Annotated in this window: 14 protein-coding genes and 1 pseudogene; 8 read left to right on the top strand and 7 right to left on the bottom strand. The window is 30.2% G+C overall.

What is annotated here, in order from left to right:
• The coding region (locus tag QNK89_RS06705; RefSeq protein ID WP_340170248.1) for a twin-arginine translocase subunit TatC at positions 1-410 on the bottom strand (410 nt) is incomplete at its 3' end.
• Positions 410-1,375: a KpsF/GutQ family sugar-phosphate isomerase gene (locus QNK89_RS06700; protein ID WP_340170247.1), complete on the bottom strand. Its 966-nt coding sequence runs from the start codon at positions 1,373-1,375 to the stop codon at positions 410-412. The genes QNK89_RS06700 and QNK89_RS06705, both read right to left, overlap by 1 nt.
• A gap of 206 nt (positions 1,376-1,581) precedes the next feature.
• Here QNK89_RS06700 and QNK89_RS06695 point away from each other — a divergent pair, with 206 nt between their 5' ends.
• On the top strand, positions 1,582-3,783 hold the full coding sequence (locus tag QNK89_RS06695) for an ATP-dependent DNA helicase RecQ (RefSeq protein WP_340170249.1): 2,202 nt from the start codon (positions 1,582-1,584) through the stop codon (positions 3,781-3,783).
• Between the two features lie 111 nt (positions 3,784-3,894).
• Here the strand turns inward: QNK89_RS06695 and QNK89_RS06690 are convergent, their stop codons facing one another.
• Entirely contained in the window at positions 3,895-4,338 is a 444-nt protein-coding gene (locus QNK89_RS06690) for a hypothetical protein (protein ID WP_340170246.1), read from the bottom strand.
• 133 nt (positions 4,339-4,471) lie between these two features.
• Between QNK89_RS06690 and QNK89_RS06685 the strand changes: the two genes are divergently transcribed.
• The 4 genes and pseudogenes from QNK89_RS06685 (at position 4,472) to QNK89_RS06670 (ending at position 6,834) form a co-directional block, all read left to right on the top strand.
• Positions 4,472-5,404, top strand: coding sequence for a peptidylprolyl isomerase (locus QNK89_RS06685; protein WP_340170245.1), 933 nt, complete (start codon positions 4,472-4,474; stop codon positions 5,402-5,404).
• A 170-nt stretch (positions 5,405-5,574) separates the two neighbouring features.
• Positions 5,575-6,276: a tetratricopeptide repeat protein gene (locus QNK89_RS06680; RefSeq protein ID WP_340170244.1), complete on the top strand. Its 702-nt coding sequence runs from the start codon at positions 5,575-5,577 to the stop codon at positions 6,274-6,276.
• Between the two features lie 17 nt (positions 6,277-6,293).
• Positions 6,294-6,428: a hypothetical protein gene (locus tag QNK89_RS06675; RefSeq protein ID WP_340170243.1), complete on the top strand. Its 135-nt coding sequence runs from the start codon at positions 6,294-6,296 to the stop codon at positions 6,426-6,428.
• 52 nt (positions 6,429-6,480) lie between these two features.
• Positions 6,481-6,834 (top strand): annotated as a pseudogene (locus QNK89_RS06670) (DinB family protein).
• A gap of 96 nt (positions 6,835-6,930) precedes the next feature.
• Here the strand turns inward: QNK89_RS06670 and QNK89_RS06665 are convergent.
• Positions 6,931-7,254: a hypothetical protein gene (locus QNK89_RS06665; protein ID WP_340170242.1), complete on the bottom strand. Its 324-nt coding sequence runs from the start codon at positions 7,252-7,254 to the stop codon at positions 6,931-6,933.
• Between the two features lie 380 nt (positions 7,255-7,634).
• Complete coding sequence (locus QNK89_RS06660) at positions 7,635-8,441, bottom strand: SDR family oxidoreductase (RefSeq protein ID WP_340170241.1); 807 nt, start codon at positions 8,439-8,441, stop codon at positions 7,635-7,637.
• 84 nt (positions 8,442-8,525) lie between these two features.
• Here QNK89_RS06660 and QNK89_RS06655 point away from each other — a divergent pair, with 84 nt between their 5' ends.
• The 3 genes from QNK89_RS06655 to QNK89_RS06645 are packed head-to-tail and all read left to right on the top strand — an operon-like array spanning position 8,526 to position 10,802.
• Positions 8,526-8,861 (top strand): tRNA-binding protein, encoded by a 336-nt coding sequence (locus QNK89_RS06655; protein ID WP_340170240.1) that lies wholly within the window; start codon positions 8,526-8,528, stop codon positions 8,859-8,861.
• Between the two features lie 2 nt (positions 8,862-8,863).
• Positions 8,864-9,760, top strand: coding sequence for a bile acid:sodium symporter family protein (locus tag QNK89_RS06650; RefSeq protein ID WP_340170239.1), 897 nt, complete (start codon positions 8,864-8,866; stop codon positions 9,758-9,760).
• A 10-nt stretch (positions 9,761-9,770) separates the two neighbouring features.
• Positions 9,771-10,802 (top strand): 1-acyl-sn-glycerol-3-phosphate acyltransferase, encoded by a 1,032-nt coding sequence (locus QNK89_RS06645; protein WP_340170238.1) that lies wholly within the window; start codon positions 9,771-9,773, stop codon positions 10,800-10,802.
• Between the two features lie 77 nt (positions 10,803-10,879).
• Here the strand turns inward: QNK89_RS06645 and QNK89_RS06640 are convergent, their stop codons facing one another.
• Together QNK89_RS06640 and QNK89_RS06635 are read right to left on the bottom strand one after the other, a co-directional pair.
• Positions 10,880-11,296, bottom strand: coding sequence for a PUR family DNA/RNA-binding protein (locus QNK89_RS06640; RefSeq protein ID WP_340170237.1), 417 nt, complete (start codon positions 11,294-11,296; stop codon positions 10,880-10,882).
• Positions 11,297-11,387: 91 nt separating this feature from the next.
• Positions 11,388-11,705 (bottom strand): ATP-binding cassette domain-containing protein (locus tag QNK89_RS06635; RefSeq protein WP_340170236.1); only part of this gene is annotated, 318 nt, incomplete at its 5' end.

Below are 11,705 nucleotides of genomic sequence, written 5' to 3'. Positions count from 1 at the left end.
ATAAAACCTCTTGAGCTATTACGTTCGTTTACTTTCATTCCTGGGCTAATAAAATGCCAAAGTTGATATATTACGAAAGGAAAAGCAACAATAAAACCAGCATAAACAGAAGTCCAGATATGAGCTGAAAACTGTCCAGCCATTGTTCTGTTTTGAATAATAAAAGGAAACTCGGCTTGACAAAAAGTAGTGTCCTCAATACCAAAAAAGTTTGAGATATTACATAATAACTGATAGGTTGGAAAAGACATTTTTTTTGGCCACATAATTATATTTTCAAATATAAATGTACCAAATATAAAAGCAACAGTACCACAGATTACTATAGCCATAAATATTCTAATTAAATGCCATCTTAAATCTTCTAGATGGTCTAAAAACGACATACTATTTATATCTGTCTTTGCCATTAAATAATACCTTCTTTTATTAAATTATGTAAATGTACAACACCAGCATAATTTCCATTGTTTTCTACTAGTAATTGAGAAATACCATGAGTTTCCATGAGCTCCATTGCATCTACAGCCATGGCGTCTTCATTAATAGTTTTTGGAAAACTACTCATTATATCTTTTGCAGTTAAGCCTGTGAAAACATCCACTTTAGTAAGCATACGTCTTAAATCACCATCTGTAATAATACCAACAATTTTATTATTTTCTACAACAGCAGTAACACCTAACATGCTTTCAGAAATCTCAATAATTACTTTTTTCACATCAGTATTTGGTTTTACTTGTGGTTTCTTATTAACAGAAGACAAATCTTGTACTCTTAAATATAATTTTTTACCCAATGCACCACCTGGATGGTATTTAGCAAAATCCTTACTCGAAAAACCACGTATTTTTAATAGGCAAACTGCTAAAGCATCTCCAATTACTAATTGTGCGGTTGTACTTGTTGTTGGTGCTAAATTATTTGGGCAAGCTTCTTTTGCAACAAAAGCGTTTAAAACAAAATCTGCTTGGGTGCCAAGAAAAGAGTCTTTATTTCCTGTAATGGCAATCATTTTGTTTTTTGCATTCTTAATTAAAGGCACCAACACTTTTATTTCTGGTGTATTTCCACTTTTAGAAATACATATTACAACATCATTTTCAAGTATTAATCCTAAATCTCCATGAATAGCATCTGCAGCATGCATAAAAACAGCAGGAGTTCCTGTAGAATTCATTGTAGCTACAATTTTAGTAGCAATAATGGCGCTTTTACCAATTCCAGTAATTATTACTCTGCCTTTAGAGTTGTATATAAGTTGCACAGCTTCAGCAAAATCTACATCAATTAAAGTCGCTAAATTATTAATAGATGCACTCTCTAGTGCTATAGTTTCTTTGGCGATTTTTAGAATAGAATCCTTAGTATTCAAAATTTATCATTTTAGGATTAGTTAGCAATTCAAAAGATTTTGTTATCTTTAAATATTACGTAAAATACTTCGTTTTTTATAATTGTTGATAATCTTGACAAATTTAGCGAAAAATTAAAAAGAATACTTTAATTATTCATACTATTAGTGTTGAATATCGAAGTTGTTTTACTAATTTAATAATGTGTAAATAATTAATCGCTTATATAGATATAGTGAAAAATCAAATACGAGCTGCCTTAAAAAAATATTTTGGATTTTCTGAATTCAAAGGATTACAAGAAACCGTTATAGAAAGTATTCTCTCTCAAAATAACACTTTTGTTATTATGCCAACTGGTGGAGGAAAATCTTTATGCTACCAATTACCAGCATTAATGCAAGAAGGAACAGCAATTGTTGTATCACCTCTAATTGCTTTAATGAAAAACCAGGTCGATTCCATTCGCGGTGTTTCAGACCATCATGGTGTGGCTCATGTTTTAAATTCTTCATTGAATAAAACAGAGATAAAACAGGTAAAAGAAGACATTACTAATGGAGTAACAAAACTATTATACGTTGCGCCAGAATCTTTAACAAAGGATGAAAACGTTGAGTTTTTACGTACTGTAAAAATATCTTTCATGGCTGTAGACGAGGCACACTGTATAAGTGAATGGGGACACGACTTTAGACCAGAATACAGAAATTTAAAAAACATAATACAACGTATTGGAGATAATATCCCAATTATTGGTCTTACAGCAACAGCAACTCCTAAAGTACAGGAAGATATACTTAAAAATTTAGGGATGCCAGATGCTACAACTTTTAAAGCATCCTTTAATAGACCAAATTTATACTACGAAATTCGCCCAAAAACTAAAAATGTAGATTCAGATATTATTCGTTTTGTAAAACAAAACGAAGGTAAAACTGGTATTGTTTATTGTTTAAGTAGAAAAAGAGTAGAAGAATTATCACAAGTTTTACAAGTAAATGGTATTAAGGCTTTGCCATATCATGCAGGTTTAGATGCGAAAACTAGAGCAAGTCACCAAGATATGTTTTTAATGGAAGACATAGATGTGGTTGTTGCAACTATAGCCTTTGGCATGGGAATAGACAAGCCAGATGTACGTTTTGTAATTCATCATGATATTCCAAAAAGTATAGAAAGCTATTATCAAGAAACTGGACGCGCAGGAAGAGATGGTGGTGAAGGCCATTGCTTAGCCTATTATGCTTACAAAGATATTGAGAAACTAGAGAAATTTATGTCTGGTAAGCCAGTAGCAGAGCAAGAAATTGGGCATGCACTTTTACAAGAAGTTGTAGCGTATTGCGAAACATCTATATCCAGAAGAAAATTTATTTTGCACTATTTTGGTGAAGAGTTTGATTCTGAAACTGGAGAAGGTGGTGATATGGACGATAATATGCGCCATCCAAAGAAGCAGTATGGAGCCAAAGAGGAAGCTATGTTATTTATAGGAATTGTACAGGCTACAAATGAAAAATATAAATCTAAAGATTTAGTTAGCGTTATTACTGGTAACTCTAATGCAATGATTAGTTCTCATAAAACCGATACTCTACCATTTTTTGGTAATGGTAAACATAAAGACAAAAAATATTGGATGGCATTATTGCGTCAAATTTTAGTTGCAGGCTATCTTAAAAAAGATATTGAAACTTATGGTGTAGTAAAACTTACAAAAGAAGGAAAAGCATACATGCAGAGTCCTAAATCTTTTATGATGACAGCAGATCATACCTTTGATGCTTCCCATGATGATTATATAGTAACAGCTTCTAAAGGAGGAGGAGCAGTTGTTGATGAGGCACTAATGAAAATGTTAAAAGACCTCAGAAAAGCAAGTGCTAAGAAATTAGGTGTGCCTCCATTTGTAATATTTCAAGATCCATCTTTAGAGGATATGGCTTTAAAATATCCAATTACTTTAGCTGAACTCTCTAATGTTCATGGTGTAGGCGAAAGTAAAGCAAGAAAATACGGAAAAGACTTTGTAGCACTAATAGATAGGTATGTAGAAGAAAACGATATCATGAGACCAGACGATTTTGTTGTAAAATCTACAGGTACAAACTCTGGTTTAAAACTTTACATTATTCAAAATGTAGACAGAAAATTACCGTTAACAGATATTTCTTCTGCAAAAGGTATGCAAATGGCAGATTTTATAAAAGAAATGGAAGCAATTGTATATTCAGGTACAAAGCTTAATATTAATTATTGGCTAGACGATTTACTAGACGAAGACCAACAAGAAGAACTACATGATTATTTCATGGAATCTGAAACCGATAAAATTGACGTTGCAATAGACGAGTTTGATGGTGATTACGATGATGAAGAATTACGTCTCTATCGTATTAAATTTATAAGTGAAGTTGCCAACTAACCTAATAATTAATCTATAATAAACTAAAAAGCGTATTTATATTTATAAATACGCTTTTTAGTTTATGTTAAAACAATTTGTTAACCTTTAAGGTGTAAAATAAGTATATAACTATTCTTCCTTTTTATAGATTAAGAAAACATGTGTCTCTTTTTTAACAAATAAAGTAAGTGTTTTAATATTGGAGCGTTTTATTTTTTCTACATCATTTTTTTCTATTTGAAAGTCTATTTTAGTAACATAGCCTTCTAAAGGATGTGCTGGTTCAGATTCTAACTCAGGCATATCAGAATTTAGCTTTAAATTATAATTATTGCCTTCTATATCCAATGTAGCACCATTTTTTGTTTTAACTTTTAAACGGCCAACAATAAAGGTTTGTAAATAATAATAACCTCCTAATTCATTATACCCAACATACATAATACTATTGTTGGACAAGGCTAAAGGCTCATTCTCACTAGAACTAATTACTGTTTTAATATAATCTTCGTTACTGGTATCATCTCCTTTTTGCTTACTGTTAATTAGTTTTCCAAAAACTCCCATAGTCATATTTAATTTGTTTCAAATCTAATAAAATTCAATTTAAAAGTAATTAAAAAGACACTTCAAAAAAAAGGTAGAACACATTACATAAAACTTTTAACTTCTTACTATCTTTGCACCTCATTAAAAAAACAAGACAATGCAAGACGGTTTATACGCAAAATTTAACACGAATAAAGGTACAATTTTAGTAAATCTAGAATTTGAAAAAGCACCTGGAACAGTAGGTAATTTTGTTGCTTTAGCAGAAGGTAATTTGGAAAACTCTGCTAAGCCTCAAGGAACACCATATTATGATGGTTTAATATTTCACAGAGTAATTGCAGATTTCATGATTCAAGGTGGTTGTCCACAAGGAGCAGGAACTGGAAGTCCAGGATATAAGTTTGACGATGAGTTCCATCCAGACCTAAAGCACAGTGGACCAGGAGTTTTATCTATGGCTAACTCTGGACCAGGAACTAACGGAAGTCAGTTTTTTATTACGCATATTGCTACAGACTGGTTAGATGGAAATCATACTGTTTTTGGTAATGTAATAAAAGGACAAGATATTGTAGATTCTATAGCTCAAGGCGATAAAATTGAAACTTTAGAGATTGTAAAAGTTGGTGCAGTAGCAGAAAAGTTTAATGCAATTGAAGCATTTAGATCTTTCGAAGGCGCATGTGAAAAAAGAATAGCAGAAGAAAGAGCAGCAAAAGCAGCAGAATTAGATAAATATTCAGCAGGTTTTGAGCAAACTGAAAGCGGTTTGCGTTACCAGATTCTTCAAAAAGGAGATGGAGCTCAAGCAGAAAAAGGAAAAACAGTTTCTGTACATTATAAAGGAACATTAACAGATGGTACAGTGTTCGATTCTTCATACAAACGTAACGAGCCAATTGATTTTGCTCTAGGAATGGGACAAGTAATTGCAGGTTGGGATGAAGGTGTTAGCTTACTAAAAGTAGGAGATAAGGCACGTTTTGTAATACCAAGTGATTTAGGTTATGGCTCTAGAGGAGCAGGAGGAGTTATACCAGCAGATGCTACTTTAATTTTCGATGTAGAGCTTATGAAAATTAGCTAGTAAACCATTTTTTGTAAAAAAAGGTGCGTTTCTCTATAAATCATTAAAGTTATCCTTAAAATTTAGTAACAAAAATAATTTTAAAACGTCTCATTTATATGAGGCGTTTTTTTATGCGCAACATTTAGTACTTTTATAAAATATTTGGCAACCAATCTAAAACATAAATAATGAAATTAAAACACTCTATTTACGCACTTTTTTTAATGCTAATGCTAGCCTGTGGTGAGACTGCTAATTATACTTCAGAATTTATTGAAGACACAACAGGACGTTATTTGCTTACCGAAAATGAAGTTATTGAGGTTTATTATGAAAATAATGAGCTTTTTTTAAAATGGAGAGGTAAAGATAAAATTGAACCGTTGTATTTAGGTAATAACACTTATTTTATCAAGGAAATGAATAAGAAAATTGAATTTTTAAAATCTGAAGAATCTCAAATTTATACTATCTCCGAAATACCTGAAAACAATACCGAAACCAATGAAAGAGTAACTTATAAAAAATTATCAGACTCTATTAAAGTTCCAAGTACCTATTTAAATGATAAAGAATATGACAAGGCATTGGAAGGCTATTTGGAAATTCAAAAATTAGATTCTAATAGTGCGTATTTAAATCAATACGATTTTAATAGATTGGGTTATAAATATATTGATGATAAAAATTATATAGACGCAATAGAGGTTTTTAAGTTAAACGCTGTATTACACCCAACAAGTGATAATGTTTACGATAGTTTGGCAGATGCTTACGCTAAAAGTGGAGACAGTTTAATAGCCTTAGAGAATTATAAAAAAGCATTGAAATATAATACTGGAAATAGAAGAGCTAAACAGTTTATTAAAGTTTACAGTGAAAAAGAATAAGATTTTTAAATAGATAAATGATTGACCAAAAATTAGAAATCTTAAAATATCCAATAGGAAAGTTTAAGTGTCCTACAGAAATTATATCTCAACATATTACAGATTGGATTCTTGTTTTAGAACAATTTCCAAACCGCCTAGGCTTTAGTTAAAAATCTTGATAATATATAGCTCAATACTCCTTACAGCCCAGGTGGTTGGACAATAAGACAAGTTATTCATCACATAAGCGATAGTCACCATAATAGTTATACTCGTTTTAAATGGGCTATTACAGAAGATAATCCTGTAATAAAAGCATACGATGAAAACGCATAGTCACAACTACACAATTATAATGATATTATTTAAAATTCATTATTGCATATAAAAGTTATTCATGCAAAATTAGTTTGCTTTTTAAAAGGCTTAACTAGTGAAGACTTAAAACGCACATTTATACATCCTGATGGAAATGAAACAGTTGCATTAAACGAAAATTTAGGAATTTATGCGTGGCATAGTAATCATCATTTTGCACATATAAAGAGTTTAATGGAAAGAGAAAATTGGATTTAGTTTAATAAATCTAGTTGCTCATCAATTTCATTATGGATTTGTTCTAATTCTTGATAATACTCCTCAGAATCTTCTGAAATTACTTTTCTAAATAATTTAAAAGTCATAAGTCTTAAGTCTTAGCTTATAGTATTTTAGCAAAATTTTATTTTGTTCTAGGAAATCAATCGATAAGTTTTCTATAGTATTTGTTTTATTTATAATTTCAATATTTTCCTCCCATTTTGGAATAATTATTTTATCAAGCTCGTTAAGCAAAGACGCTTTAGATTCTGTATCTATATTGTTATAAAAAACTAAAGTTTCAGATTCGTTTTTTGAAAATTTAGCAATTTCATTTTCATAAATTTCATATTCCTCACCATCTGGAGAAAGAAAAATATATCCAAAAATTCCAATAAATAGTATTAACAAAGCCATAAAACTAATTCCAGCAGCTTTCCATCCAGAATAAAACTCATTACCTAATGCTTTATGTTTATTTAATGTCTCTCCAAGAATTTTTTCTACTATTAAATATATAATTCCTGAATATACTAGTGGTATAATTTGATTTGGAATTCTATCTATTATGTTCTCTGGGATTGTAAACAGTGAAACAAACAGTATAATAGTAGCAATTATTCCAATTATTAGAGCTTTTTTTCCTTCGTCAGGTTTGTTTAAAGAAAGATAGTTTTCCCTAATTAAATAACCAGCTGCTAAAGGTCCACCTATAAATGTCGCTATTCCAATAGTTTTTTGAGAATAAAATTTTAAGTGACTTGTTTTTTTTTTTTTGTTCCATTATACTTTTTTAATTATTTTTCACGACCAGTAAATTTTTCCATTGTACTGTAAATGCCAAGAAAGCTACCAGCAAACCAATCGAAGAAATTAATAGACATAAATGCTTGACCTAATTTTATGAAACGATACATGTAACCAGGAATAGTTACCATTTTTTTGTTTTTTAAAATAGCTTTAAATATAGTAAGGGCAGCTGCTTCAGGCTTAAGTATTGGTATTTTAGAATTTACACCATCAAACATTCCTGTATTTATATAATAAGGCATTATTGTAGTAACATGTATTTTTTTATTTAGCTTTTTCATTTCCAATCTTAAACTATCAGACCATCCTATTAAAGCCCATTTGCTCGCCACATAAACAGACATTTTTGGATTAGAAATTAAACCACCAGAAGATGCAATATTGCAAACATGACCAGAGTTTTTAGCTAACATTCCTTCTAAAAAAGCATGCGTAATAAGCATAGGAGCATTTGCATTAATGTCTATGGTTTTGTTAATGTCTTGAGTTGAGTGTTCATAAAAATATTTACCAATAATAATACCTGCATTATTAATAAGGTAGTCTAAACTTCCAAAATCTTGTATTACTTTTTGTGCAATCTCTTGTATTTGATCTCCATTAGAAACATCTATTGTATAGCCAATAATTTTTCCTAAAGACGAAAACTTAGAGATGGTTTCTGCAATACTTACTTCATTAATATCCCAAATAATAACTGTAGCTTGTTTTTCTAGAAATAGACGAGCTAAAATTTTTCCAATACCTGATGCTCCTCCTGTGATTAGTACTGTTTTTCCTTGTAATTGCTTCATTTGTATACTTTAAACTTAGAGAAACAAATATACCTTTTTAACATCTAATTTGCCTTAGCAATTCTACTTTCATATATTTAACTCATGAGCAACACCATCCAATTCGACGATTTTACAAAAGTAGATATTCGTGTAGGTAAAATACTAGAAGTTAACGATTTTCCAGAAGCTAGAAATCCAACATATCAATTAGTTATAGATTTTGGAGGTTTAGGAGTAAAAAAATCTTCAGCTCAAATAACAGCAGTTTACAAAAAAGAACAATTACTAAACAAGCAAATTCTTGCAGTTGTAAATTTCCCAAAAAAACAAGTAGGCAAATTTACGAGCGAATGTTTAGTTCTTGGAGCCGTAAATGGAAAAGATGTAATATTACTTAACCCAGAGGCTAACATTAAAAACGGAACTCCTGTATCTTAATTATGGAGACTTTAGATAGTATTATTATAAACTATGATACTCAAGGACTTTGGGTATTAAATATTGCTCTTGCAATTGTAATGTTTGGTGTCGCCTTGGGTATTGCTGTAAAAGATTTTAAGCTATTATTTAAAGAGCCTAAATTGTTAATTGCAGGTGTTTTGTCTCAGTTTGTTTTATTACCCTTCATAACATTTTTAGTTGTTTTGTTGCTAAAGCCACAGCCTAGTATTGCTTTAGGCATGTTTATGGTTGCTGCTTGTCCTGGAGGGAATATTTCTAATTTCATGACGCATTTAGCAAAAGGCAATACCGCTTTATCTATAAGCTTAACAGCTTTTGCAACTATATTAGCAGTCTTTTTAACACCAATTAATTTTGAATTGTATGGTAATTTATACACACCAACTGCAATATTATTAGAAGAAGTTCATCTTAGTTTTCTTCAATTATTAAAGCTGGTTACCTTAATACTAGGAATTCCTTTAATACTTGGTATGTTGGTGAGACATAAATATGAAACTTTGGTAATTAGGCTTTCAAAATTATTAAAACCATTATCTATAATAGTATTTATAGCTATAGTTTGTATTGCTTTTTATAATAATTTAGATGTTTTTGTTGGCTACGTTAAAAATGTAATTGGCATTGGTATTTTTCATAACGCTTTGGCATTATTGCTAGGCTTTTTAGTAGCTAAGTTGTTTAAACTTTCATTTAAAAACCAAAAAACAATAATGATAGAAACAGGTATTCAAAATTCTGGATTGGGATTGCTGTTAATCTTTACGTTTTTTAATGGCTTAGGTGGTATGGCCTTAATTGCAGCTTTTTGGGGAATATGGCATATTATTTCTGGATTAATTTTATCTCTATATTGGTCTCGTAAAACGAATTAAAAATAACAATTTGAAATCACTTTTACTTTTTTGCGTTAGAACTTACATTAATATAGGTTTGTTTTTTTATTTCAAGAAAATTGAAGTTAAAAAGTTAGGTCTTATACCAAAGGATAAACCAGTTCTTTTTTTGGGTAACCACCAAAATGCTTTAATAGATCCATTAATTATGGCTGTGAGTTCTGGTAGGACTGCTTATTTTTTAACTCGAGCTCAAGTTTTTAAAAAACCATTGGTAAGTAAGGTTTTAAAAACCTTAAAGCTTATTCCTGTATATCGTGTTAGAGACGGATGGCAAAACATAACTCAAAACAATGAAATCTTTAGTCAGTGTGTTTCTATATTAAATACAAATCAAGCTGTTACTATTTTCCCAGAAGGAAGCCATAATTTAAAACGTACTGTAAGGCCTTTAAGTAAGGGTTTTACAAGAATAGTTTTAGGTGTTTTAGAGGAAAATAAAGCGTCTAAACTACAGCTTATTCCAGTTGGGTTAAACTACAATGATGCGGAAGCTTTTTCAGATGAAGCCTTAGTTGTTTTTGGTAAACCTATTGAAGCCTCAAAATATATTCTAGAAGATAAGAATCTTGCTATTAAAAACTTAAAGCATGACGTTCATCAAGCATTAACAAAGCTCACAACACATATTGATCAAGAGCTTTATAATAGTACATTATCTAAGTTAGAAGATTTAAATGTTAACTTTTTAGAACCAGAAAAAGTAAATTCCTGTATAAAATCTAATTTTAAAGTTTGTAGTACAAAAGCTCTAAATAGTAACAATTACATAAAATCATTTTTTAAATTTCTATTAAAAGTATTTTGTGTGTTGCCATATTTTATATGGAAGAAAGTTGCACAACCTAAAATTAAAGAAATAGAATTTACAGCCACTTTTAGGTTTGCGTTATCGATTACTCTTGTGCCTTTATGGATTGTTTTTGTAGCCATAATTTTAACTCTTCTTTTTTCTGTAAGCGTAGCGTTTTATTTTATTATTTCAACTTTAATTATTGCTTTGCTGGCAGTAAAATTATAGCATAAAAAAAAACACTATCTCTTTTTAGAAATAGTGTTTTCCGACCTAACTGTAAACAGTTAAATGCTAATAGCATTTTATATATCGTCGAAATCTACATCTGTAAATCTGCTTTCTGCAGAAGTTCCACTTTCTGTTGATTCTCCAGTTTCAGAGGTTACAGTTGCTTTAGTTGGAGCAGGAGTGTCATATTCTTTCTTAAAATCTTTTTGATGACGATCACTAATTACTTCATCGCCTTTTTCAGCAATAACATAATCTGTCATTTCTCTTAAAATATCATTAAACTCATTAAAATCTTCTTTGTATAAGTAGATTTTGTGCTTTTTATAGTGAAACGATCCATCTTCGTTTGTAAATTTTTTACTTTCTGTAATTGTTAAATAGTAGTCTCCAGCTTTAGTAGCGCGAACATCAAAGAAATAAGTACGTCTTCCAGCTCTTAAAACTTTCGAATAAATTTCCTCTTTCTCCATCATCTCGTTGTTATGCATAATAGTTATTTGTTAGTATTGTCTTTTCCAAAAATATAAAAAAAATAAAGTCACACAACATTTTAAGGTTTTTCTTTTAATAACTTATTACCTATAACGTTGTATTTTCACTCAATTGTTTAAGATAGAGTTCTTTGTAATAGCCATCGCTATCAATTAGTGTATTGTGTGTGCCTTTTTGTACAATTTTGCCGTTGTCTAGCACAATAATATGATCAGCATTTTTTGCTGAGGAAATTCTATGACTTACAATAATAGTTGTTTTGCCTGCAGATACCTTTTTAAGATTATTTAAAATCTTTTCTTCGGTTTCTGTATCTACAGCAGAAAGACAATCGTCGAACAATAATATTTTTGGATCTTTAATAATAGCTCTTGCTATAGACACGCGTTGCTTTTGTCCACCAGA

This window comes from Lacinutrix sp., from assembly GCF_037625555.1.
GTDB lineage: Bacteria > Bacteroidota > Bacteroidia > Flavobacteriales > Flavobacteriaceae > Lacinutrix.
Note: the sequence above shows the minus strand (reverse complement) of the source record. Positions and strands in the feature narration are given on the sequence as shown.